Below are 23206 nucleotides of genomic sequence, written 5' to 3' on the forward strand. Positions count from 1 at the left end.
GGGCTCGGGCGAGCAGGCCTCAGGCCAGCAGGCCGGTCCGGATGGAGATCGCGACGAGCGCCGCGCGGTCGCCGGTGCCCAGCTTGCGGGAGATCCGCGCGAGGTGGCTCTTCACGGTGAGTGCCGACAGGCCGAGCTCCTCGCCGATGGCGCGGTTGCTGAAGCCGTCGGCGACCAGCCGCAGGACGCTGATCTCGCGGGTGGTCAGGTCGGGGCGGGACCGCGCGAACGGCGACGGGACCGCGCCGGGGGCGGAGCCGGCCGGGCCGACGACGGCGTTGGGCTCGGTCGCGACCGCGCCGCGCAGGCCGCCGGTCAGCAGGCCGACGAGGTCGCGGCGACCGGCGCGGCGGGCGAGCAGGATGACGCGTCCGGAGCCCCGGCGCCGCAGGTTGCGGACCAGGATCTGGCCGTCGCCCTCGGCGAGCTCGGTGACGACGACGCACATCTGGCCGAGGCCGCGGCGGCGGGGGTCAGGGGCCGATCCAGGGTGGAACCGGGGGCGGTCCCGGCGCGCCGGGGCGGCGCACCTGGGGCGCGAGGGTGGCCGCGCGGGCACCGGGCGCGGAACCCGGCGCGAGGCCGGGACCTCGTCGAATCGGCTCGATGCTCACTGCTGTGCCCCCTTGACGGTCCACTTCCTTGCTCCCCCTATCGGTCCTGCGCACGCGTGTCTTGAGCGGAACGGGTGACATCGTGACCCGCTCGTGACCCCGGTGTCACGGGTTCGGCCACCTGCGGCGTCACCCGGGTCAGTGCCGGGGTCCGAGCGCGACCACGCCCTCGGGCAGCGGCGGCAGCCCGGCGACGGTGCACAGCAGGACCCCCCAGGCCTCCAGGTGCGGGGCCAGGTCCTCGTCACGCGCCGTCCAGGAGGCACGCAGCTCCAGCTCGCACAGCTCCGGGCGCTCGTCGAGCGCGCCGAACGACTGGGACAGCACGCGCGTCACGGTGCCGCCCGCCGCGCGGGCGTCGACCCCCGACCCGGCGAGGGCGTCGGTGAACCAGGTCCACGCGACCTCGGCGAGCAGCGGGTCCTGGCCGACCTCGGGCTCCAGGGTGGCGCGCACCAGCGTCACCAGGCGGAACGCCCCGTCCCAGGCCTCCTGGCCGGCGGGGTCGTGCAGCACGACGAACCGGCCGGACGCGAGCTCCTCGGCGTCGGGGTCCCGGCGGCTCGCGCGGACGTCCGCCACCAGCGCCGCGGTGTACGGCGCGATGCGCGCGGGGCCGGGCGCCTCCTCCAGGGAGACCTCCGGGCGCAGCGTCACGCCCCGCAGCGACCGCAGCGCGCGCAGGAACTCCGGTGGCGCGTCTCGGGGGCCGGTGCTCACAGCAGCCGAGCGTAGGGGGCCGCCGCCCGGGCGGTGGTCGCGGCACGCCGGACGTCCGTGGCCAGCACTAGGGTGAAGCCTTGGCACCGCCTTCGAAGGAGCACCCGCGCATGTCCGCACCTGCCGCACAGATCGGCGTGACCGGCCTGGCCGTCATGGGCCGCAACCTGGCCCGCAACCTCGCCCGGCACGGCTACACGGTCGCGGTGCACAACCGCTCGAACAGCCGCACGGAGTCGCTGGTCGCCGAGCACGGGCACGAGGGCATCTTCGTGCCGTCGGCGTCCACCGAGGACTTCGTCGCGTCGCTGGAGCGGCCGCGCAAGATCATCGTGATGGTCAAGGCCGGCGCGGCGACCGACGCCGTGATCGAGGAGCTGGTGCCCCTGCTGGACGAGGGCGACATCGTGATCGACGCGGGCAACGCGCACTTCCCCGACACACGCCGGCGCGAGGCCGCGCTGAAGGCCAAGGGCCTGCACTTCGTCGGGTCCGGCGTGTCCGGCGGCGAGGAGGGCGCGCTCAACGGCCCCTCGATCATGCCGGGCGGCTCGCGCGAGTCGTACGAGGTGCTGGGCCCGATCCTCGAGGACATCTCCGCGAAGGTCGACGGCGTGCCGTGCTGCACCTACGTCGGCCCCGACGGCGCCGGGCACTTCGTCAAGATGGTGCACAACGGCATCGAGTACGCCGACATGCAGCTGATCGCCGAGGCGTACGACCTGCTCAAGCAGGGGCTGGGCGCGTCGGCCGCCGAGATCGCGGACATCTTCCGGACGTGGAACGAGGGCGACCTGGAGTCGTTCCTCATCGAGATCACCGCCGAGGTGCTCTCCCAGGTCGACGCGGAGACCGGGCAGGCGTTCGTCGACGTCGTGCTGGACCAGGCGGAGCAGAAGGGCACCGGCCGCTGGACGGTGCAGAACGCCCTCGACCTCGGCGTGCCGATCACCGGCATCGCCGAGGCGACCTTCGCCCGCGCGCTGTCCGGCTCCGTGCCGCAGCGCGCCGCCGCGCGCGGCACCCTGCCCGCGCACGTCGCGCCGCTGGACGTCCCCGACCGGGAGGCGTTCATCGAGGACGTGCGCCTGGCGCTCTACGCCTCCAAGGTCGTCGCGTACTCGCAGGGGTTCGACCAGATCGCGGCGGCCTCCGCCGAGAACGGCTGGGACATCGACCGGGGCGCGATGGCCCGGATCTGGCGGGGCGGCTGCATCATCCGCGCACGGTTCCTCAACCGGATCACCGAGGCCTACGAGCGCGACGCGGACCTGCCGCTGCTCCTGGCCGACGAGTACTTCACCGGCGCGGTCGGCAACGGCGTGCCGGCGTGGCGCCGGGTCGTCGCGCACGCCGCGCTCGCCGGCGTCCCGACGCCCGCGTTCGCGTCGTCCCTGGCGTACTACGACGCGGTCCGCGCCGAGCGGCTGCCCGCGGCGCTGATCCAGGCGCAGCGCGACTTCTTCGGCGCGCACACCTACCGGCGCACCGACCGCGAGGGCACGTTCCACACCGAGTGGTCCGGCGACCGCGCCGAGCACGAGGCGTGAGCGCGTCGGACACCACGCCGGCGGCGACGGGCGTCGACGGGCTGCAGCCCGTGATGCTCGGGGCCGACATCGGCGTGTACGCCCTGGCCCGGGCGTTCCACGAGCAGTACGGCGTGCGGTCGATCGTCGTGAGCGGGGCCGCCCTCGGGCCGGTCGCGCACTCGCGCATCCTCGACAACGTCCTCGTGGAGGACGGGCACGACCCGCGGCAGCTCGTCGACGCCCTCCTGCGGGTCGCCCGCGAGCAGGCCGGCCGGCGCCTGGTGCTGCTGGCGAACTCGGACTGGCTGGTCCGGGTCGTCGTGCAGCACCGCGCCGAGCTCGAGCCGCACTACGTCGTCCCGTTCCTCTCGGAGGAGCTGCTGGACCGGCTGTCGGACAAGGCGACCTTCTCGGAGATCGCCACCGACCTGGGCCTGGCGGTGCCGCGGACGATCGTGCAGGACTTCGCGCTGGCCGACGACCCCGCGTGGGCGCCGGTCCCGGTGGACGTCGGCTACCCGCTGATCGCCAAGGCCGCCAGCAGCGCCGACTACCAGGACGTGACGTTCCCGGGGAAGAAGAAGGTCTTCGAGATCTCCACCCCCGACGAGCTCGACGCGCTGTGGGCGTCGCTGCGCGCCGCGGGGTTCCGGGGCCGGTTCGTCGTGCAGGAGATGATCCCGGGCGACGACACCCAGATGCGGTCGATCACCGCGTACGTCGACGGCCGCGGGTCGATCACCCTGCTGTGCTCGGCGCACGTCCTGCTCGAGGAGCACACGCCGTCCGGGCTGGGCAACCCCGCCGCGATGGTCGTCACCCGTGAGGACGCGATGCTGGAGCAGGCGGCGACGTTCCTGCGCGGCGTCGGCTACGTGGGCTTCGCGAACTTCGACGTGAAGGTCGACCCGCGCGACGGCGCCTTCCGCTTCTTCGAGGTGAACCCGCGCATCGGGCGGAACAACTACTACGTGACGGCCGCCGGGGCGAACCCCACGCGGTTCCTGGTCGAGGACCGGGTGCTGGACCGCGCGGTCGAGCCGGTCGTTGTCGACACCGAGGTGCTGTACTCCATCCTCCCGCACCGGCTGCTGCTGACGTACGTGCTGGACCCGGCGCTCGCCGGGAAGGTGCGCGGGCTGATCCGCGCCGGGCGGGTCGCGCACCCGCTGCGGTACGCGCGGGACGCCGGACCCCGCCGGCGCTGGTACGCCTTCGCGGCCGCGCTGAACCAGGTGCGCAAGTTCCGCCGGTACTACCCGGAGGTCACGAGCACCGGGTTCTGAGCACCGGTTCTGAGCACCGGTTCTGAGCCGCGGCAGCACGCACGACGGCCGGCCGTCCCGCGGCGGAGGGCCGGCCGTCGTGCGTCTGCGGGGGCGTCAGCCCAGCTCGGACGTGCCCGAGTACAGGTGCAGCACGGGGACGTGCAGCTCCTCGCGGGCGCGCGACGCCCAGTCCCGGTGGAACGTGTCCTCCAGCGCGTGCGGGTACGTCACGACGACGACCTCCCGCGCGCCCTCGGCCGCGACGGCGGCGCGCAGGGCGGGCAGCGGGTCGTCGTCGACGACGGTGCCGGTCGCGGTCACGCCGGCCTCCGCGAACGCCGCGAGGCTCTCGGCGAGCTGCTCGGCGGCGTCGGCCGTCGCCTCGGTGGGCTTGGGCTCGCGGCCCAGCACGGTGTCGAGCGCCTCCCGGAGCTCGCCGAGGCTGAGCTGGTCGACGAGCGACACGAGGACGTTGCGCTCGGTGTCGGCGGGGACGAGGACGCGGTACTCCAGGGTCTCGCCGTCGTGCAGCGAGAGGATGTGGGAGACGTCCGCCGAGGCCAGGGTGTCCTCCGTGAGGACGAGGATGGTGTCGGTCACGCGTCCGAGACTATCGGTCGCCCAGCAGCCAGCGCCCGAGCAGCATCCCGTCGTGGTGCAGCAGGTGGGCCGCGCGGGCGGGGACCGGCGCCAGCCAGTCGGGGGACTGCATCGCGCGGAGCCCCGGCCCGGCGACCACGAGCGGGCTGGAGGTGAGGCAGAGCTCGTCGACCAGACCCGCGGCGGCCAGGTCGGTGAGCAGCCGCGGACCGCCCTCGGCGAGCACCCGTGTCAGGCCCCGCCCGGCCAGGACGTCCAGCGCGGCGGGCAGGTCCACGGTCGCACCACCGGCGACGACGACCCGGTCGGGACCGACCTCCGCGCGCAGGGCGTCCAGGGTCGGGCACGCGCGGGACGTGACGACGTACGGGGGCCGGTCCGTGCCGCGCAGCCCCGGGGGCAGCTCGCCGGACACCGTGACGACCGCCAGCTCCAGGTCGGGCGCCTGGCCGCGGGCGGCACGCGCCTCGCGCAGGTCGGCGGGCACGGCCAACGGCGTGTACCCCTCGGCGCGGGCCGTGCCGGCACCGACCAGCACGACGTCCGCGACGGCACGCATCACGCGGAACACCCGCCAGTCCGCCGGGCCGTTGATGCTGCGCGACCGGCCGTCCGGCCCCTGCGCCGCCCCGTCGAGGGTGGCGATCATGTTCGCGCGCACCGCGCTCGCCCGGCCCGGCCGGGGCGCCGGGTGGGCGTACAGGTCGTGCAGCACCGGCTCGCCGGGCTCCGGCGCGAGCGTCACGCCGGAGCGGTCGAGGGGCAGCAGCACGTCCAGGGGCGGGAGCTCGCGGGGCATGGCGGCCAGGCTAGCGGGCGCCCCCCTGCGCTCACCTGGGGTCACCTGCGCCGACCTGCCCTCAGTCCGCGACGACGCGGATCGTCTTCAGCTCCGGGTCCGCCGAGTCGGGGATCAGCATCCCCGCCGCCACGCCCGTGGTGAGGTAGTCGACGACGGCCTGCGTGATCCGCTCGCCGGGGGCGACCGCGGGGACGCCCGGCGGGTACGGGCTGATCATCTCGGCCCCGACCCGCCCGACCGCCTGGGCGACCGGCACCTGCTCCGTCGGCCCGAAGAACGCGTCGCGGGGGAGCATGACGCTCTCCAGCTCGAGCTCACCCGGCCCGGGCAGGGCGACGTGCGGCGGCCGCTCGATGCCGGCGGCGCCCTCCACCAGGGCCCGCAGGCCCTCGACCACGCGGCGCTCGGCGGCGTCGTCGTCGCCGTAGGTGAACCGCGAGCTGATCCGGCAGGCGTCGGCCGAGCCGATGTCCAGGTGCTGCTCCGCCCGCAGCCACTCCGCCGCCTGGTAGCCGGTGATCCCGAGGCCCCGGACGTCCATGGTCAGCACCAGCGGGTCGAGCTCGAACGCGCCCTTCGGGCCCAGGACCTCCTCACCCATCACGGCGATGCCCGGCAGGTCCCGCGCCACGTCGCGGATGCGGCCCGCGCGGGCGATCGCCGCCGTCAGGAGCTCCGCGCCCTGCTCGACCATCTGCCGCCGCCAGCCGTCCAGGGTGAGGAAGACCAGCGAGGACGCGCTGGTGGTGCCCAGCAGGTCCTCCCGCTGCTTGAGCACCGTCGGGTCGACGAGGTCGCCCTGCAGGTGGAACACCGAGCTCTGCTCCACGGCGCTGCCCATCTTGTGCACGCTCGTGACGACCAGGTCCGCGCCGGCGTCCATGCCCCACGTCGGCAGGTCGTCGTGGAACGGCAGGTGCGCGCCCCAGGCCTCGTCGACGATCAGCGGTACGCCCCGCTCGTGGCAGACCCGGGCGACCCCGGCGATGTCGGCGCAGGTGCCCCAGTCGGTCGGGGTGATGAGCAGCATGCCCTTCGCGTCCGGGTGGGCCGCGAGGGCGCTCTCGACGTCGGCGGGCTCCGGGGGGTGCACGAGGTCCCAGCGGTCGTCGTGGTGCGGGTGCACCCACACCGGCTGGATGCCGGCGAGGATCAGGCCGGCGACGACGGACTTGTGCGAGTTGCGGGAGACCAGCAGCTTCTCGCCCGGCCCGGCGACGGACAGCATCGCGGTCTTCACCGACAGCGACGAGCCGCACGTCGAGAAGAACGCCGTCTCCGCGCCCACCGCGTCGGCCATGAGCTGCTGGGCCTGCTCGACGACCCCCTGCGACTGCCGGCGGTCGTCCAGCCCGCCCATCGCCAGCACGTCGGACGCGAACACGCCCTCGCCGACCACCTCCAGCACCCGGGGGTCCGCGCCCGTGCCCTGCCGGTGCCCCGGCGGGCCGATCACCACGTCGCCCCGGCGGCGGAACTCCAGCAGCGCTTCGAGCACGGGTACGCGCGAGTGGTCCACGGTGGTCCTCTCCGTCGGCAGCGGTGACGCGTTCATGCTGCTCGCGCCCCCGCGCCACCCGGGCGGCCCGTGTCGCCCCGGCGCCCGCCCGGCCTAGGCTGTGCGGCCGTGACCCCGAGCCCCGCCACGCCGACGACGGCCAGCCTCGCCGCCCGGCGACCCGAGGTGGCACCCGACCGGCTGCTCGCCGAGCGCGTGCCGCCGCGCCACTTCGAGCACGAGTCGTTCGACACCTACCGGCCGGACCCCGCGTTCCCGAGCCAGCAGGCCGCGGTCGCCCGGCTGCGGGAGGTCGCCGAGACGCTCACCGCGCCCTCCGGCGGCGGCCTGCGGTGGTTCCGCCGCAAGCCCGCGGCCGTGCCGGCGGTCTACCTCGACGGCGGCTTCGGCGTCGGCAAGACGCACCTGCTCGCGTCGCTGGCCAGCGCGGTGGGCCCGGATGCGTCGTCGTACGGGACGTTCGTGGAGTACACGAACCTGGTCGGCGCGCTGGGGTTCCGGCCGACCGTCGACGCCCTCGCCACGCGCCGCCTGGTGTGCATCGACGAGTTCGAGCTGGACGACCCGGGCGACACCGTCCTGATGTCCCGGCTGCTGCGCGAGCTCACCGACCGCGGGGTGGCGCTCGCGGCCACGTCGAACACGCTGCCGGAGTCCCTCGGGGAGGGGCGGTTCGCGGCCGACGACTTCCTGCGGGAGATCCAGGACCTGTCCGACCGGTTCGAGGTGCTGCGCATCGACGGGCACGACTACCGGCGCCGCGAGACCGTCACGGACGCCCCCGGGCTCGACGACGCCGCCGTCCGCGCCGCCGTGGCGGGGGTGCCCGGCGCGACGCTCGACGACTTCGGCGCGCTGCTGGCGCACCTCGCGACGGTGCACGCGTCCCGGTACGGCGCCCTGCTCGACGGCGTGGACCTCGTCGGCCTCACCGGCGTCGGGCCCGTCCCGGACCAGGACGTCGCGCTGCGGCTGGTCGTGCTGGTCGACCGGCTCTACGACCGCGACGTCCCGGTGCTGCTCGGCGGCGCGGGGGAGTCGGCCCTGTTCACCGAGCAGATGCTGGCCGGCGGGTACCGGAAGAAGTACTTCCGTGCGCTGTCCCGGGTGGGCGCGCTGGCCGAGCGCGGCCGCGAGGAGGCCGCGGCCCGGGCCTGACTGCGCCGCGTCGGGCCCGGACCGCGCGCCCGATCAGGCCGGGACCGCGACCGGCCCCGGCCCGCGGCGCCGGCCCGCTCAGGCCAAGACCGCGACCGAGCGGGCGGGGAGCGCCACGTGCGTCTCGCCCTCGCCGGGGAGCACCCGGGCCTGGCTCCACGACGCCCGCACCTCCAGCGGCGCGTCCGTGCCCAGCGGGACGACCCGCTCCGAGCCGGCCAGGTTCACCACGACGCGCGCGTCGCCGCGGTGCAGCACCAGCCAGTCCTGCCACGCGCCGTCCGCCTCGGCCCCGTCGGGCGCCCACGTCAGGTCGGTGGCCCGCCGGTCGCCGGACGCGAGGTCCGGGACCTCCCGGCGCAGCGACGTCAGCGTCCGGTACCACTCCAGCATCCGGGCGTGCCCGGGAAGCTCCGGCTCGGTCCAGTCCAGGCGGCTCGCGGTGAACGTGGCGGGGTCCTGCGGGTCGGGGACGTGGAACGTCGCCTCGTCCTCGCCGTACATCTCGGCCCAGCCGTGCCCGCCGAACTCCCGGGCCCGGCCCTCGCGCACGGCCTGCGCGAGCTCCGGCTCCGGGTGGTCGGTGACGTACATCCACGGGGTCCGGGCGCCCCACTCCTCCCCCATGAACAGCATCGGGGTGAACGGCGAGAGCAGCACGAGCGCCGCGGTCGCGGCCAGGCCGCCGTCGTCGAGCGCCGCGCTGGGCCGGTCGCCGAGCGCCCGGTTGCCGACCTGGTCGTGGTCGGAGCCGAACACGACGAACCGGTGGCCGTCGACCTCCGGCGGGACCGGGCGGCCCCAGTCCTCGCCGCGGAACGTCGAGTACCCGCCGTCGTGCACGAACACGCCGGTCATGGCCTTCCGGAGCGTGGCGGGGGAGCCGAAGTCCACGTAGTACCCGTGCCGCTCGCCCGTGAGCAGGGCGTGCAGGGCGTGGTGCACGTCGTCGGCCCACTGGGCGGTCATGCCCCAGCCGCCCTCGGACGTCGGGGTGACGCTCGTCGGGTCGTTGAGGTCGACCTCGGCGATCAGGGACAGCGGCCGGCCGACCTGCGCGGCCAGCTCCGCCACCTCGTCCGCGAGCTGCGCCAGGACGTGGCGGGGGGAGTCGTCGACCAGGGCGTGCACCGCGTCGAGCCGGAGGGCGTCGACGTGGAAGTCCCGCAGCCAGCGCAGGGCGCTGTCGACGATCCACCGGCGCACGTGCTCCGCGCCGTCGCCGTCGAGGTTGATCGCCGCGCCCCACGGGGTCTGGTGGGCGTCGGTGAAGTACGGGCCGAACTCGCCCAGGTAGTTGCCGGACGGCCCGAGGTGGTTGTGCACCACGTCGAGGCACACCCCGAGCCCGGCGCCGTGCGCGGCGTCGACGAACCGCTGCAGCGCCGCGGGCCCGCCGTAGGGCTCGTGCACCCCGTACAGGCTCACGCCGTCGTAGCCCCAGCCGTGCGTGCCGTTGAACGGCGCGAGCGGCAGCAGCTCGACCACGTCGACGCCGAGCGCCGCCAGGTGGTCCAGTCGCTCGGCGGCGGCGTCCAGCGTGCCCTCGGGCGTGAACGTGCCGACGTGCAGCTCGTAGACGACCGCCCCGCGCACGTCGCGCCCGGCCCAGCCGCCGTCGGCCCAGTCGTGCCGGGAGGCGTCGAACACGCGGCTGGCGCCGTGCACGCCCTGCGGCTGCCACGGCCCGCGCGGGTCGGGGCGCGGGTCGCCCCCGTCGAGCACGAACGCGTAGTCCGTGCCGTGCGGGAGGTCGCGCTCGGGGACCCACCAGCCGTCGCCGGCGGCCCGCAGCGGGACCGTCTCGGCGCCGGCGTCGTCCGCCGCCGGCAGGTGCAGCGCCACGGCGCGCGCCTGCGGGGCCCAGACCTCGCCGGGCCGGCGCTCGGGTGCGTGCGTCATGCGTCCGTCCTCCTCACCAGGAGCGCCACGGGCAGGCGGTCGAGCAGTGCCGCGAGCGGCTGCACCCCGCCGTCCACGCGCCGGTCCGCCAGCACGTCGTGCCACTCGCCCTCGGGGAGGGCCACCGTGTGGTCCGCCCAGCCGCCGAGCCGGTCGACCATCGCCGCGAGCCGCGTCGCGACGACCGCGACCCGCGGCTCGCCGTCCGCGGTGCGGGCGTAGGTCAGGACGTGGCCCGACGAGTGCGCCAGCGGGACGATGCCCGCGCCCGGCCCCACGAACGCCTCCGGCAGGTCCCGGCGCAGCCGCAGCGCCCGCGACGTGACCAGCAGCTTCTCGTCCGCCAGGTCCCGCGGCCCCGCGCCCTCGTCGAGCCGGGCGAGCCGGGCGGCCAGCGCGTCGGCGTCGACGGGTCGGCGGTTGTCCGGGTCCACGAGCGCCACGGCGGGCACCTCGGTGCCCTGGTAGACGTCCGCGATGCCGGGCAGCGTGAGCTGCACGAGCTTCTGCCCGAGCGTGGCCGCACGGACGGCGTCCCGGGTGCGGTGCTCCCACTCGCCGAACAGCTCCGCCACCCGCTCGTCCCGCAGCGCCTGCGTGGCGGCGTCCAGCACCGCGCGCTCGTACGCCTCGTCCGGCGCGGTCCACGACGTGCGGTCCTTCGCCTCGCGGACGGCCTTGGTCAGGTACTCCGTGAGCCGGTCGACGGAGATCGGGCCGTCCGCCGTCCAGGTGCCGGCGAGCGTCTGCCACAGCAGGTTCTCGGTCCGGCCGTCCAGCAGCGTGCTGCGGAACGACGCCGACGCCGCGCGCAGGCGCCCGACGAGCTCGGCCCACTCGACCGGCAGCTCGGACAGCACGCCGAGCCGGGCCCGGACGTCCTCGCTGCGCTTCGTGTCGTGGGTCGAGAGCGTGGTCATGCCCAGCGGGGTCTGCTGCTGCGCCCGCGCCGCCCACGCGAGCAGCTCGGTCGGGGACAGCGCGAACCGCCCGGGCTCGCCGCCGACCTCGGTCAGGGCGACCAGGTGCGTCCACCGGTAGAACGCGGTGTCCTCGACGCCCTTGGCCATCACCGCGCCGCAGGTCTGCTGGAACCGCACGACCAGCTCGTCGCGGCGCGCGTCCCGGGTGCGGCCGGCGCTGCCGACCTCGCGGCCCAGCAGCAGGTCGACGAGCACGTCCATCGTCTCGGCGCGCTCGGGCGTCAGGCGCTCCCGGGCGATCCGGGCGGCGGACTCCAGGGCGTCGATGTCGGTGGGGTGCGGGGTGCGGCCCGGCGCCACGTAGGCGCGGTACCGGTCCATCGCCACCAGCAGCTCGACCAGGCAGTCGTGCAGCGAGCGCCACGTGTGGTCCCGCAGCCGCAGGTCGTCGCGGCACACCGCGGCGGCGAGCTCGGTCAGCCGGTAGACCTCGGCGTACAGCGCGCGGTCGACGATCTCCCGCTTGGCCTGGTCGATCAGCTCGGGCAGGGCGTCGGAGGACTCGCCCGTCAGCCGGTGCATGAGGGCGCCGAGCAGCGAGCCGCCGCCCGGGTCGACGAACGCCTGCTGGATCCGCCACAGGGCCTCGTAGCCGGTGGTGCCGGCGGTGTCCCAGTCGGCGGGCAGCTCCTCCTCGCCCTGCAGGATCTTCTCGACGACCACCCAGGCGCCGCCCGACTGCTCGCGCAGCCGCTCCAGGTAGCCCCCCGGGTCGGCCAGGCCGTCCGGGTGGTCGATGCGCAGGCCGTCGACGACCCCCTCGTCGAGCAGCCGCAGCACCAGGGCGTGCGTCGCGTCGAACACCGCGGGGTCCTCGACCCGGATCGCGGCGAGCGTCCCGACGTCGAAGAACCGCCGGTAGTTCAGCTCCTCGTCGGCGACCCGCCAGTACGCGAGGCGGTAGTGCTGGCGCTCCAGCAGCTCCGCCATCGGCAGGGCCTCCGTGCCCGGGCGGACCGGGAAGGCGTGGTCGTAGTAGCGGATGACGGGCTGCGGCTCGTCGCCCTGGCCGGGCACCACCTCGTGCTCGAGGTGCAGCTCGCCCGACGCGAGCACCGTGCCGATGCGGTCGCCCAGGACGGGCATGAGCACGTCGCCCTGGCCCGCGGACCAGTCGACGTCGAACCAGCCGGCGTACGGCGACTCGGGGCCCTCGGCGAGCACGGACCACAGGGCCTTGTTGTGCCACACCGGGGTGGGGACGGCCATGTGGTTCGGCACGATGTCGAGCACCAGCCCGAGCCCGGCCGCGTGCGCGCGGTCGGCCAGCCGGCGCAGGGCCGGCTCACCGCCGATGACCGGGGACACCTCGTCGTGGTCGACGACGTCGTACCCGTGGGTCGAGCCCGGCGCGGCGGTGAGGATCGGCGACAGGTACACGTGCGTGACGCCGAGCTCCGCGAGGTACGGCACCCGCTCCGCGACGTCGTCCAGCGTCAGGTCCGCGCCGAGCTGCACCCGGCACGGGGACGGCCGGACCCGGCGGCCGGGGGCGGGCAGGCGGCGGGTCGGGGTGCGCGGCTCCTGCCCGCGCTCGACGCTCACCGGCCGGACCGCGGCTCGGGCGCCGGGGAGGAGCCGAGCGTGGAGCCCTCGCGCTCCGGGTTCGGCTGCGCCTGGCGCTCCGGCTCCGAGGGTGCCTGGGTGACCGGGTCGATCGCCTGGGTCGGCGGCCGCATGAGCACGACCGTGGACCGGTGCTCCAGGCGGACCTCCGCGCCGTGCTTCACCTGGTCCCCGACCTCGTACTGGTGGTCGGTGTCCAGCGCGACCGTCCACGTCTCGCCGTACTCGGCGTCGGGCAGCGTGAACGTCGTCGGCTCCGGCTGCGCGTTGAACAGCACCAGGAACGAGTCGTCGACGATCTCCTCGCCGCGCAGGTCGGGCTCGGCGATCGCGTCGCCGTTGAGGAACACCATGACGGCGCGGGCGAACTCCTCCTGCCACTGCGCGTCGGACATGTGCTGACCCCCCGGCGTCAGCCAGGCGATGTCGCGCAGGTCGGACTCGCCGCCGCGCTCCGGGGCGCCCGCGAAGAACCGGCGGCGCCGGAACACCGGGTGGTCCCGCCGCAGGTGCACGACGCGGCGGGCGAAGTCGAGCAGCGTCGTGCGCGCGTCGTCCAGCTCCCAGTCCACCCACGACAGCTCGTCGTCCTGGCAGTACACGTTGTTGTTGCCCTGCTGGGTGCGGCCGAGCTCGTCGCCGTGCGCGATCATCGGCACGCCCTGCGACAGGAGCAGGGTCGTGAGGAAGTTCCGCTGCTGCCGGCCGCGCAGGTCGTTGATCTCCGGGTCGTCCGTCGGTCCCTCGACGCCCGAGTTCCAGGACCGGTTGTGGCTCTCGCCGTCGCGGTTGCCCTCGCCGTTCGCCTCGTTGTGCTTCTCGTTGTACGACACGAGGTCGGCCAGCGTGAAGCCGTCGTGCGCGGTGACGAAGTTGACGCTCGCGATGGGCCGGCGGCCGCTGTGCTCGTACAGGTCCGAGGACCCGGACAGGCGCGACGCGAACTCCGCGAGGGTCGACGGCTCGCCGCGCCAGAAGTCGCGCACGGTGTCGCGGTACTGCCCGTTCCACTCCGACCACAGGGGCGGGAACCCGCCGACCTGGTAGCCGCCGTCGCCGAGGTCCCACGGCTCCGCGATGAGCTTCACCTGCGAGATGATCGGGTCCTGCTGGACCAGGTCGAAGAACGCCGACAGGCGGTCGACCTCGTGGAACTGCCGGGCGAGCGTCGCCGCGAGGTCGAACCGGAAGCCGTCGACGTGCATGTCCTGCACCCAGTACCGCAGCGAGTCCATGATCAGCTGCAGCACGTGCGGGGACCGCATGAGCAGCGAGTTCCCGGTGCCGGTGGTGTCGAAGTAGTGCGCGAGGTCGTCGTCGACGAGCCGGTAGTACGAGGCGTTGTCGATGCCGCGGAAGCTGAGCGTCGGGCCCAGGTGGTTGCCCTCGGCGGTGTGGTTGTAGACCACGTCGAGGATGACCTCGATGTCGGCGGCGTGCAGGGCCTTGACCATGCCCTTGAACTCCTGCACCTGCTGGCCGGTCGTGCCGTACGCCGCGTAGCCGTTGTGGGGCGCGAAGAAGCCGATCGTGTTGTAGCCCCAGTAGTTCGACAGCCCGCGGTCCTGCAGCGACGGGTCGTTGACGAACTGGTGCACGGGCATGAGCTCGACCGCCGTCACGCCCAGGCTCGTGAGGTGCTCGATGACCGCGGGGTGCCCGAGGGCCGCGTAGGTGCCGCGCTGCTCCTCCGGGACGGCCGGGTGCAGCTGCGTCAGGCCCTTCACGTGCGCCTCGTAGATGACGGAGTCGTGGTACTCGCGCTGCGGCGGGCGGTCGTGGCCCCAGTCGAAGTAGGGGTTGACCACGACGGACGTCATCGTGTGGCCGGCGGAGTCCTCGGTGTTGCGCTCGCCCTCGGCGCCGAACGTGTACGAGTACAGCGACGGGTCGTTGTCGATCTGCCCGTCGATGGCCTTGGCGTACGGGTCGAGCAGCAGCTTCGAGGGGTCGCACCGGTGCCCCTGGGACGGGTCGTACGGGCCGTGCACGCGGTAGCCGTACCGCTGCCCGGGCTGCATCCCCGGCACGTAGCCGTGCCACACGAAGGCGTCCATCTCGGGCAGGTCGACCCGCGTCTCGTTGCCGGCCTCGTCGAAGAGGCACAGCTCCACCCGCTCGGCGACACCCGAGAACAGCGCGAAGTTCGTGCCGCTCCCGTCGTACGTCGCGCCCAGGGGGTAGGGGCGTCCGGGCCAGATCCTCATGCGCGTCAGTCCTCCGCAGGGCCGTTGGTGCTCGGGCACGACGTGCCCATGGCACAGCGTGCCAGTGGACACCCCAGGTCCGCAGGACGAACGGAGCGCCCGGGGACGACGCGAGGACGACACACGGCGCGGCGCGTCGGCGGGCGCGAGGCCCGCGGGGGAGCCCGGGCGGGCCCCGGAAACGCATGGTTCACCCCCGCTGCGCCCCTCGTTCACCCCGTCGGACTATCGCATAACGGGCAAATCGGACGCATGCTCGACGGTATGGCAGAGGACGACGAGGCGCGGGTGGTCATCACCAACGCAGACATCGCGGCGGCGAAGCGCGACTGGCAGCTCGCGCGGACCCGCGGTGACCTGCCCGATCGCATCGACGCCGCGTACGACCTGTACCGCCGCCTCGTGTCCGCCCAGGCCCAGCAGATCGCCGACACCTTCCGCCAGACCGGGGCCCTGCGCACCGACCAGGGCTGAGCGCTCCCGCCCCCGGGCCAGGGGCTCGCCCCCACGCCGGGACGCGCCCCGGAGGCGCCGCCTACCGCGCGTCCGACGTCGTGAGCGTCACACCCCGCGCGGCCAGCGCGGTGAGCGCGTCGATGGTCGTGCGCACCCCCACGCCCGCGGTGAGGTCGGTCAGGACGCGGACGTCGAACCCGGCCGCCAGCGCGTCGAGCGCCGTCGCGGTGACGCAGTGGTCGGTCGCGAGGCCGACGACGTCGACCCCGTCGACCCCGTGCGCGCGCAGCGTGTCCGCGAGGCCGGCAGGCGTGCCGTCGGCGCCGTCGGCCTCGCCCGCCGCGGGCACCACGCCGCCCTCGAACCCCGAGTAGTCCTGCCGGCCCTGACCCTTGCGCACGTGCACGGTCCCGGCGGGCAGCCGCAGCGCGGGGTGGTAGGCGGCCCCGGCGGTGCGCCGGACGCAGTGCTCGGGCCACGTGGTGACGTAGTCGGGATCGGCGCCCACCGCGAAGTGGCCGGCGTTGTCGTCGGGGAGCGGCTCGTGCCAGTCGGCGGTCGCGACGACGACCCCGTAGCCGTCCGCGGCGCGGTCCAGCAGCGCGCTCACCTGCTCCGCCACCCGCGCGCCGCCGGCGACGGCCAGCGCACCGCCCTCGCAGAAGTCGTTCTGCACGTCCACCACGATCAGAGCCCGGCCCACCGTGACCTCCACCTCGCCCGGACCCGCCCGCTGCGCGCCCGACGGGTCCACTCTACGAAGCGGCGTCCCGCCGCCGGGCGACCACCACGGTGCCGTCCAGGTCGTCGTCGTGCACGACGTGCACGACCATGCCCTGCCCCTCGCACGCCGCCGCGGTGGACCCCGCCTGGCGGACGCTCGTCTCGATCAGCAGGTGCCCGCCGGGCCGGAGCCAGCGGGGCGCGAGGGCCGCGATCCTGCGGTGCAGGTCGACGCCGTCCGCCCCGCCGTCGAGCGCCGCGCGGGGCTCGTGGTCCCGCGCCTCCGTCGGCATGTGCGCGATCTCGGCGGTCGGCACGTACGGCGCGTTGGCGACCAGCACGTCCACCTGGCCGGCGAGCACCCCGGGCAGCGGGGCGTCGAGGTCGCCCAGCAGGACCTCGCCACGTCCCCCGAGGTTCACCCGGGCGCACGCGACGGCCGCGGGATCCAGGTCCGCCGCCCACAGGCGCGTCCCGGGTCGCTCGGTCGCCAGCGCCAGGCCGACCGCGCCGCTGCCGCAGCACAGGTCCACGACCGTCCCGACGGCGGGCAGCACCCCGAGCGCCTCCCGCACGAGCAGCGCGGTGCGGGCCCGCGGGACGAACACGCCGGGAGCGACGGCCACCCGCAGCCCGCGGAACTCCGCCCAGCCGACCACCTGCTCCAGGGGCTCGCCGGCGACGCGGCGGGCCGTCATCCGCTCCAGGGCCTCGGGATCGGCGGCCTCGGCGGCGAGCAGGGCGGCCTCGTCCTCGGCGAACACGCACCCGGCGCCGCGCAGCCGGGCGACCAGGGCGTCGAGGGCGGCCGGGGGCAGGGGGAGCGGCACGCAGCGCAATCTACGCCGCGACCCCCGGCTCAGGACGGCGCGCCCCCGGCCGATGAGCAGGCAGAACAGCGCCGCGCCCACCGCCAGAAGGGAAGTCCGCCGTGCCGGAACGGGTCGTGCGGTTGGCCGAGGAGGTCGGCCGGGTCACGGGGGAGAAGCTGCACGGCATCGAGCAGGTGGCCCGCAGCACCAAGATGCTCGCGCTCAACGCGCTGATCGAGTCGGCACGCGCGGGCGACCAGGGCGCCGGGTTCGCGGTGGTCGCGCGCGAGGTCAGCGAGGTGGCGGACCGCGCCCGGCTGCTGTCCGAGGAGCTGTCGTCCGAGCTCGGCCCGCGGATCGAGGAGCTGACGGCGCTCGGGCACCAGCTGGTCGGGCGCGTCCGCGGGCAGCGCCTCGCGGACCTCGCGCTCAACGTCATCGAGCTGATGGACCGGAACCTCTACGAGCGCTCCTGCGACGTCCGGTGGTGGGCGACCGACGCCGCCCTGGTCGACGCCCTGACGACGGGCGACCCCGCGGCGGCGCGCCACGCGGGCGACCGGCTCGCGGTGATCCTGCGCAGCTACACCGTCTACGTGGACCTGTGGCTCGCCGACGCGTCCGGCCGGGTCGTCGCCCGCGCGGCGGCGGACCGCGGTGGTGCGGGCGTGGTGGGCTCCGACGTGTCCGACCGGCCGTGGTTCCGCGCGGCGATGGGGACCCGCACCGGGGACGACTACGCGGCGCTCGACGTGGCACGCGACCCGGCGCTGGGCGCGCTGACCGCGACGTACGCGACGGCGGTCCGCGAGGGCGGCCGCGCCGACGGCAGGCCCGTGGGGGCGCTCGGTGTGTTCTTCGACTGGGAGCGCCAGGCGCAGGCGATCGTCGACGGCGTGCGGCTGGCCCCCGGGGAGCGGGAAGCGACGCGCGTGCTGATCCTCGACCGCACCGGGCTCGTGCTCGCCGCCTCCGACCGTGCCGGGGTGCTGAGCGAGCGCGTGGCGCTGCGCACGGGGGACCAGGCGGCCGGCTCGTACACCGACGAGGACGCGACCGTCGGGTTCGCCGCGACGCCGGGATACGAGACGTACGAGGGGCTCGGCTGGTACGGGGCTCTCGTGCAGCGCTGACGCGCCCAGCCCGGGGATCGCGCATTGGGACGGTGCGGCGGGGGCGGGGCGGCGGCGATGACGCACCCGGCCCCCGCCTGCCCGGCGGACCCCTCCTGGCCGACGGGCGGTGCCCAGCCCAGCACGTCGCCTGCGCACGGCGCGCCCGTTGAGTGGTGACCCGGGGCCGATCTGAGTGCTGCGCGGCGCCGGTTGAGTGCTCCGCCCCCGGTCCAGCCCCTGGTCGGGCCGCTGCTGGGTGGGGCGGCCGGTAGCCTGGTCCCGCGGCCCCGATAGCCCAACCGGCAGAGGCGTTCGGCTCAAACCCGATCCAGTGTGGGTTCGAATCCCACTCGGGGCACCACCGCCGGTCCGTCAGATCGCCCGACGACGCTCCGGCGGGCAGATGCGGTCCCAGGTGACCGCGTCGACGTCCGCCACCGGGATGCCCGCCTTCCGCAGGGCGCCGGCCGACGCCGCCTCCTGGATGAGTGCCCAGCTGCCGTCGTTGAGCACGAGCGCGACGGTGCCGGGCTTGCCGAGGTTGCCGACGATGAGCACGGGGTCCTCCTGGGGGATGGTGGGCGGCGCGGCTGGCGCCGGTGGGCGGTCGTCGACGTGCGTGTCGTGCTGCGGGCGGTAGGCGACGTGCCAGTCCTCGGAGCCGTCGGTGAACAGCCACCCGTAGGGCCGGCCGTGCACCCGGAACCAGGTCTTCGCCTTGACGCCGCGCAGGTCGAGCGCCAGCCCCCGGCAGTGGTCGGACTTGGAGGGATGCAGCGCGAAGTTGTAGCCGGGGAGGCGGCGCAGCCAGCCCTGGAAGAGCTCCATCTGCTCGTCCGGGTCCCGGTAGGAGCTGGTGACGGAGTCCGGTGCGCCCGCGGCCAGGGTGCGCCCGTATGCGGCGGCGGCGGGGGCGTCGAGCAGGGCGCCGGCGGCGCGGACGAGGGCGGTCACGTCGCGTCCTGCGTCATCGTGAGCACCCCCACGCGGTCGCGGCGGCCGGCCGTGCCCCCCGGGACGGGATCGGGACGACCCGCGCCTGAGGGCATCGTCCGCCACGACGTCGCGGCTCGGCCCGCGGGCCGTGACCTGACTGACTCGTCAGGATTTCACCCCGCTCTGACCTGCGGACCTGCCGCCGCCTGGCCGAAGATCTCCAGACAGCCGCGGGGCACACAGCCGGCGCGGCAGAGCCGTCCGGCACGACGCGGCGCGGGCCACCCCTGCGCGCACCGTCCCCGGGCCCACCAGGGGGATCGGATGAGCAGGAGCGTGCGGGTGCAGCGGCCGTCGGGCAGGGCCGCCGCCGGCGCGGCCGGGCTCGTCGTCGCCGGCGTGCTGCTCGTCGTCGCCGCGCTCGCGGTCCCCGACGGGCTGCCGGTGTGGCTGTCGGGCGCCGGCGCGGTCGGCGGCGCGGTCGCGGGGACGCTCCTGCGGCGCTCCACCCGGCAGCGCGAGGGCGACCACACGATGTGGCGCTGGTCCGGTGCGGCGGCGTGGCTGCTCGCGGCCGCACTCGCGGCGGAGGCGGGCGCCGGGGCGCTGGGCCTGTTCCCGGGCGTGGCGTTCACCGCGGGCGGGATCGCGGCCGCCGCGGCGCTCTACCACGCCCTGGTGCACTGGAACCGGTTCCGCTCCGCGATCTCCGACCCGGGGGACTGGCTCAACGGGATCAGCGCCGTCGTGGCCCTGCTCGCGCTGGGGAACCTGCTGGTGCGCCAGGCGCCGGGTGGCGCCCCGTGGTGGGGCCTGCAGCTCGGGATGCTGCGCGTCTCCGTCCTGCTGGTCGTCCTCGGCACCGCGTCGACGGTGCTGGTGATCGCGGGTCTGCGCGGTGACTCCCGGGTCAAGGTGCTCGTCGCAGGTGTCGCGGGCGCCGCCGCGGTGGAGCTCGTCGGCCTCGCGCACACCGGGCCCACCGGGGCGCCGGCCCCGGTGGCCGTCGCCACCTGGACGGCGCTGGTCCTGCTGGTCGCCGCCCTGCGCGTCGGACCGGCGCGTGCCCTGCCGCCCCGGGAGGCGTCGTCGCAGGACACCACCGTCGGGGCGGTCGTCGTGATGGTCGCGGGGATCGGCGTGCTGGTGGTCGGTGCCCTCGCCCCGGGGGACCACCGGGTCGCGTCGGTGCTTGCCGCGGTCGCCGCGACGGGCGGCGGCGTCCGGGTGGTGCGCCTCGTGCGGGACCTCGCGCAGCTCGCGCTGGTCCGGCAGGAGGCCCGCACGGACCCGCTCACGGGGGTCGGCAACCGCCGCGCGCTGGTCGAGGCCGTCGAGGCCGTCACCGCGGGCGGCGAGGGTGCGCTGCTCGTCATCGACCTCGACCGGTTCAAGGACGTGAACGACCGGTTCGGGCACACGGTCGGCGACGGCGTCATCCGCACGGTCGCCGCCCGGATCGAGGGGCGGATCGGCGCCCGGGGGTTCCTGGCGCGCCTCGGTGGCGACGAGTTCGCCGCGGTGCTGCACGACCCGGACCCCGTCGCCGCCGTGCAGCTCGCCGAGGCCCTGTGCGCCACGGTGACCGAGCCGGTGACCGTCGAGCACCGGCGCGTCCAGCTCGAGGCCAGCATCGGCGTCGCGAGCACGGCCCTCGGCGCCCGGCGCCCCGGGGAGCTGCTGCGCCGCGCCGACGCCGCCATGTACTCGGCCAAGCAGGCCGGCGGCGGCGTGCGGCTCTACGACGAGGCCGCCGACTCCCGCGCCCAGGAGGAGCGGGAGCTGCTCGACGCGCTGCGCGGTGCGCTCGACCCCGAGGGGGACGGCCGGCACGGCGCGCTCACCGTGCACTTCCAGCCGCAGGTCGACGCGCGCAGCGGGCGGGTGGTCGGCGCCGAGGCGCTCGTGCGGTGGGCCCACCCGGACCGGGGCCTGCTGCCGCCCGCGGCGTTCCTGGACCTCGCCGAGGGGCACGGCCTGATGCCGCGGCTCACCTGGCACGTCCTGGACCAGGCGACGCGCGCGGCGAGCGGCTGGGCGCTCGCGGGCCACGACCTGCGCGTGGCGGTCAACCTGTCGACGTCGTCCCTCGTGCTCCCCGGCCTGCTGGAGGTGGTCGACGGCGCCCTCGCCCGCAGCGGTCTGCCGCCGGACCGGCTCGTCATGGAGATCACCGAGACCAGCCTCATGCACGACCCCGACCTGGCCGTCGACGTCACGCGGCGGCTCGCCGCGCGGGGCATCGGCATCAGCATCGACGACTACGGCACGGGGTACTCCTCCCTGGCGTACCTCAACGACCTGCCCGCCGAGGAGCTCAAGCTGGACCGGTCGTTCACCGCGCGCGCCACGACGGACCCCCGCACCCGCGCGATCGTGTCCGGCACCGTCGAGCTCGCGCACCACCTGGGGCTGCGGCTCATCGCGGAGGGCGTGGAGGACGAGGCGACCCGGGCGCTCCTGGACGACCTCGGCTGCGACCGGACGCAGGGGTACCTGCACGGCCGGCCGGTGCCCGCCGAGGAGTTCGGGCGCTGGCTCGCGGCGCACGACCCGCGCGCGCACGAGCCCGCTACCCACGACCCCGCCTCCGTCACCGTCTCCTGAGGCGGCGGGGCTCAGCCCGTCGGCCCCGCGAGCCGGCGCCGCAGGAGCTCGCGCTCCGCCTCGTTCCCGGTGCGGGCGATCGCGGCGGCGTACGCCTCGGCCGCCTCGGTGTGCCGGCCCAGGCGCCGCAGGAGGTCGGCGCGCACGGCGTGCAGGACGTGCAGCCGGTCCAGGTCGAGCGCGTCCACGAGCGGCAGCGCGACGCCCGGTCCCTCGACCTCCGCGACGGCGACCGCCCGGTTCAGCGCGACGACCGGCGACGGCGCCAGCACCATCAGGTGGTCGTAGAGCGCGAGCACCTGCCGCCAGTCGGTCGCGTCGGCCGTCGCCGCGGAGCTGTGCACCGCGGCGATCGCCGCCTGGACCTGGTACGGGCCGGGCCGGCCGCGGCGCAGGCACTGCCGGACGAGCGCGCGGCCCTCCGCGGCGAGCGCCGGGTCCCACCGCGACCGGTCCTGGTCGGCGAGCGGGACGAGCCCGCCGGCCGGGGTGGTGCGGGCCGGGCGGCGGGCCTGGGTGAGCAGCATGAGGGCGAGCAGCCCGCGCACCTCCGGCTCGTCGGGCAGGAGGTCGAGCAGCAGCCGCCCGAGGCGGATCGCCTCGGCGCAGAGGTCGTCCCGCACGAGCGCCGTGCCGGTGGATGCCGTGTACCCCTCCGTGAACACGAGGTACACGACGGCCAGCACCGCCCGCAGCCGGTCGGGCAGCTCGTCGGCCTCGGGAACGCGGTACGGGATGTGCGCGTCGCGGATCTTGCCCTTGGCCCGGACCAGGCGCTGCGCCATGGTCCCCTCGGGGACGAGGAACGCCCGCGCGATCTCGCCGGTGCTCAGGCCCCCCAGCAGGCGCAGCGTGAGCGCGACCTGCGCCGCCGGGGCGAGCGCGGGGTGGCAGCAGGTGAAGATCAGGCGCAGCCGGTCGTCCGGCACGGCGTCGTCGGCCGCGAGGGCGTCCACCTCCTGCGGCGACGGCCGGTGCAGCAGGGCGGCGTCGGCGTGCCGGCGCCCGCCCACCGCCTCCCGGCGCAGCCGGTCCAGCGCCCGGCGGCGGGCCGTCGTGACGATCCAGCCCGCCGGGCTCGGGGGGAGCCCGCTCGACGGCCAGCGCCGGACCGCCTCGACGAAGGCGTCCTGCACCGACTCCTCGGCCAGGTCGAGGTCGCCGAACGCCCGCGTCAGCGTGGCGACCGCGCGCCCGTGCACCTCCCGGAACACGGCCTCGACCTCTGCGAGCGGGACTCCGCCCACCGGCCTCAGCCCCGCCCGTCGTGCCGGAACGGGCGGACCTCGACCGGCAGCCCCGCTGCCTCCGTCAGCCGGCGGCCCCAGCCGAGGGCGGCGTCGAGGTCGTCGACGGCGATCACGGTGAACCCGCCGAGGTGCTCCTTGCCCTCCAGGAACGGGCCGTCGGTCACGAGGACCTCGCCGTCCTGCGGCCGGAGCACGGTGGAGGCGCCCGGCTGGTGAAGGCCGCCCGCGAACAGCCACACCCCCGCGTCGCGCATCTCGGCGTCCAGGGCGCCGACCCGGTCCATGATCGGCTGGAGGAGCTCGGGCGGCGGCGGGGGACCGACCGGCTCCCACAGGTTGAGGACGTACTGCGGCATGGCGCACCTCCGAGGTGACGGAGCCGGCCCCCGTGGCCGGCGCTCACCCTCTGCACGAACGATGCGCCCCCGGATCGACA

At 75.6% G+C, this 23206-nt stretch carries 19 protein-coding genes and 1 tRNA gene; 7 read left to right on the plus strand and 13 right to left on the minus strand.

The genetic code is table 11. The features are described 5' to 3' along the window. Positions 1-19: 19 nt before the first annotated feature. Both QNH85_RS19985 and QNH85_RS00140 read right to left on the minus strand, forming a co-directional pair. Complete coding sequence (locus QNH85_RS19985) at positions 20-448, minus strand: response regulator transcription factor (RefSeq protein ID WP_213281582.1); 429 nt, start codon at positions 446-448, stop codon at positions 20-22. Positions 449-752: 304 nt separating this feature from the next. Continuing rightward, positions 753-1334 (minus strand): DUF3000 domain-containing protein, encoded by a 582-nt coding sequence (locus QNH85_RS00140; protein WP_213281583.1) that lies wholly within the window; start codon positions 1332-1334, stop codon positions 753-755. Between the two features lie 110 nt (positions 1335-1444). Between QNH85_RS00140 and gndA the strand changes: the two genes are divergently transcribed. Next, positions 1445-2884 (plus strand): NADP-dependent phosphogluconate dehydrogenase, encoded by a 1440-nt coding sequence (gene gndA, locus QNH85_RS00145; RefSeq protein WP_282943744.1) that lies wholly within the window; start codon positions 1445-1447, stop codon positions 2882-2884. Continuing rightward, the gene (locus QNH85_RS00150) at positions 2881-4152 is read left to right on the plus strand and encodes a carboxylate--amine ligase (protein ID WP_346016276.1); all 1272 of its coding nucleotides are present in this window, start codon (positions 2881-2883) and stop codon (positions 4150-4152) included. Before gndA ends, QNH85_RS00150 begins: the two co-directional genes overlap by 4 nt. Positions 4153-4248: 96 nt before the next feature. On the opposite strand, the gene QNH85_RS00155 is transcribed toward QNH85_RS00150, so the two are convergent. From QNH85_RS00155 to QNH85_RS00165, 3 genes are all read right to left on the minus strand, one after another. Next, complete coding sequence (locus tag QNH85_RS00155) at positions 4249-4734, minus strand: hypothetical protein (protein WP_282943746.1); 486 nt, start codon at positions 4732-4734, stop codon at positions 4249-4251. 10 nt (positions 4735-4744) lie between these two features. Next, complete coding sequence (locus QNH85_RS00160; protein WP_282943747.1) at positions 4745-5533, minus strand: dihydrofolate reductase family protein; 789 nt, start codon at positions 5531-5533, stop codon at positions 4745-4747. Positions 5534-5594: 61 nt separating this feature from the next. Next, on the minus strand, positions 5595-7055 hold the full coding sequence (locus tag QNH85_RS00165; protein ID WP_282943748.1) for an aminotransferase class I/II-fold pyridoxal phosphate-dependent enzyme: 1461 nt from the start codon (positions 7053-7055) through the stop codon (positions 5595-5597). Between the two features lie 108 nt (positions 7056-7163). On the opposite strand from QNH85_RS00165, the gene zapE reads away from it, so the two are divergent. Next, positions 7164-8213, plus strand: coding sequence for a cell division protein ZapE (gene zapE / locus QNH85_RS00170; RefSeq protein ID WP_282943750.1), 1050 nt, complete (start codon positions 7164-7166; stop codon positions 8211-8213). A 78-nt stretch (positions 8214-8291) separates the two neighbouring features. Here zapE and treZ read toward each other — a convergent pair whose 3' ends face one another. Genes treZ through glgX form a run of 3 tightly spaced genes read right to left on the minus strand, consistent with a single transcriptional unit; the run spans position 8292 to position 14871 of the window. Continuing rightward, positions 8292-10115 carry a malto-oligosyltrehalose trehalohydrolase gene (gene treZ / locus QNH85_RS00175; protein ID WP_282943752.1) on the minus strand — a complete coding sequence of 608 codons (1824 nt, stop codon included), beginning with the start codon at positions 10113-10115 and terminating at the stop codon, positions 8292-8294. After that, complete coding sequence (treY, locus tag QNH85_RS00180; protein WP_282943754.1) at positions 10112-12643, minus strand: malto-oligosyltrehalose synthase; 2532 nt, start codon at positions 12641-12643, stop codon at positions 10112-10114. Before treY ends, treZ begins: the two co-directional genes overlap by 4 nt. Then, positions 12640-14871 carry a glycogen debranching protein GlgX gene (gene glgX / locus QNH85_RS00185; RefSeq protein ID WP_282943756.1) on the minus strand — a complete coding sequence of 744 codons (2232 nt, stop codon included), beginning with the start codon at positions 14869-14871 and terminating at the stop codon, positions 12640-12642. The genes treY and glgX overlap by 4 nt, the downstream gene beginning before the upstream one ends. 264 nt (positions 14872-15135) lie before the next feature. Here glgX and QNH85_RS00190 point away from each other — a divergent pair, with 264 nt between their 5' ends. Then, on the plus strand, positions 15136-15345 hold the full coding sequence (locus tag QNH85_RS00190) for a hypothetical protein (protein WP_282943758.1): 210 nt from the start codon (positions 15136-15138) through the stop codon (positions 15343-15345). 61 nt (positions 15346-15406) lie between these two features. On the opposite strand, the gene QNH85_RS00195 is transcribed toward QNH85_RS00190, so the two are convergent. Beyond that, on the minus strand, positions 15407-16030 hold the full coding sequence (locus tag QNH85_RS00195) for an isochorismatase family protein (protein ID WP_282943759.1): 624 nt from the start codon (positions 16028-16030) through the stop codon (positions 15407-15409). A 52-nt stretch (positions 16031-16082) separates the two neighbouring features. Further along, a complete protein-coding gene (locus QNH85_RS00200; RefSeq protein ID WP_282943761.1) occupies positions 16083-16880 on the minus strand; it encodes a putative protein N(5)-glutamine methyltransferase in 798 nt (265 codons plus the stop codon). Positions 16881-16981: 101 nt separating this feature from the next. Here QNH85_RS00200 and QNH85_RS00205 point away from each other — a divergent pair, with 101 nt between their 5' ends. Both QNH85_RS00205 and QNH85_RS00210 read left to right on the plus strand, forming a co-directional pair. Next, positions 16982-17995, plus strand: a complete 1014-nt coding sequence (locus QNH85_RS00205; protein ID WP_282943762.1) for a methyl-accepting chemotaxis protein — start codon at positions 16982-16984, stop codon at positions 17993-17995. A gap of 266 nt (positions 17996-18261) precedes the next feature. Next, a tRNA-Leu gene (locus tag QNH85_RS00210) sits at positions 18262-18338 on the plus strand. Positions 18339-18349: 11 nt separating this feature from the next. On the opposite strand, the gene QNH85_RS00215 is transcribed toward QNH85_RS00210, so the two are convergent. Further along, complete coding sequence (locus QNH85_RS00215; RefSeq protein ID WP_282943763.1) at positions 18350-18931, minus strand: M15 family metallopeptidase; 582 nt, start codon at positions 18929-18931, stop codon at positions 18350-18352. Positions 18932-19237: 306 nt separating this feature from the next. Here QNH85_RS00215 and QNH85_RS00220 point away from each other — a divergent pair, with 306 nt between their 5' ends. After that, positions 19238-21520: a putative bifunctional diguanylate cyclase/phosphodiesterase gene (locus tag QNH85_RS00220; protein ID WP_282943765.1), complete on the plus strand. Its 2283-nt coding sequence runs from the start codon at positions 19238-19240 to the stop codon at positions 21518-21520. Positions 21521-21531: 11 nt separating this feature from the next. Here the strand turns inward: QNH85_RS00220 and QNH85_RS00225 are convergent, their stop codons facing one another. Both QNH85_RS00225 and QNH85_RS00230 read right to left on the minus strand, forming a co-directional pair. After that, positions 21532-22776, minus strand: a complete 1245-nt coding sequence (locus QNH85_RS00225) for an RNA polymerase sigma factor (protein ID WP_428830341.1) — start codon at positions 22774-22776, stop codon at positions 21532-21534. Beyond that, on the minus strand, positions 22773-23126 hold the full coding sequence (locus tag QNH85_RS00230) for a YciI family protein (protein WP_282943769.1): 354 nt from the start codon (positions 23124-23126) through the stop codon (positions 22773-22775). The genes QNH85_RS00225 and QNH85_RS00230 overlap by 4 nt, the downstream gene beginning before the upstream one ends. Between the last annotated feature and the right edge of the window lie 80 nt (positions 23127-23206).

Origin of the sequence: Cellulomonas endometrii (genome assembly GCF_949769265.1) — a bacterium.
GTDB lineage: Bacteria > Actinomycetota > Actinomycetes > Actinomycetales > Cellulomonadaceae > Cellulomonas > Cellulomonas endometrii.

Excerpts from the sequence above, each read along its gene's own strand:
- QNH85_RS19985 (WP_213281582.1), bottom strand. The coding sequence starts at position 448 with ATGTGCGTCGTCGTCACCGAGCTCGCCGAGGGCGACGGCCAGATCCTG.
- gndA (WP_282943744.1), top strand. The coding sequence starts at position 1,445 with ATGTCCGCACCTGCCGCACAGATCGGCGTGACCGGCCTGGCCGTCATG.
- QNH85_RS00160 (WP_282943747.1), bottom strand. The coding sequence starts at position 5,533 with ATGCCCCGCGAGCTCCCGCCCCTGGACGTGCTGCTGCCCCTCGACCGC.
- treZ (WP_282943752.1), bottom strand. The coding sequence starts at position 10,115 with ATGACGCACGCACCCGAGCGCCGGCCCGGCGAGGTCTGGGCCCCGCAG.
- glgX (WP_282943756.1), bottom strand. The coding sequence starts at position 14,871 with ATGAGGATCTGGCCCGGACGCCCCTACCCCCTGGGCGCGACGTACGAC.
- QNH85_RS00190 (WP_282943758.1), top strand. The coding sequence starts at position 15,136 with ATGGCAGAGGACGACGAGGCGCGGGTGGTCATCACCAACGCAGACATC.
- QNH85_RS00220 (WP_282943765.1), top strand. The coding sequence starts at position 19,238 with ATGAGCAGGAGCGTGCGGGTGCAGCGGCCGTCGGGCAGGGCCGCCGCC.
- QNH85_RS00230 (WP_282943769.1), bottom strand. The coding sequence starts at position 23,126 with ATGCCGCAGTACGTCCTCAACCTGTGGGAGCCGGTCGGTCCCCCGCCG.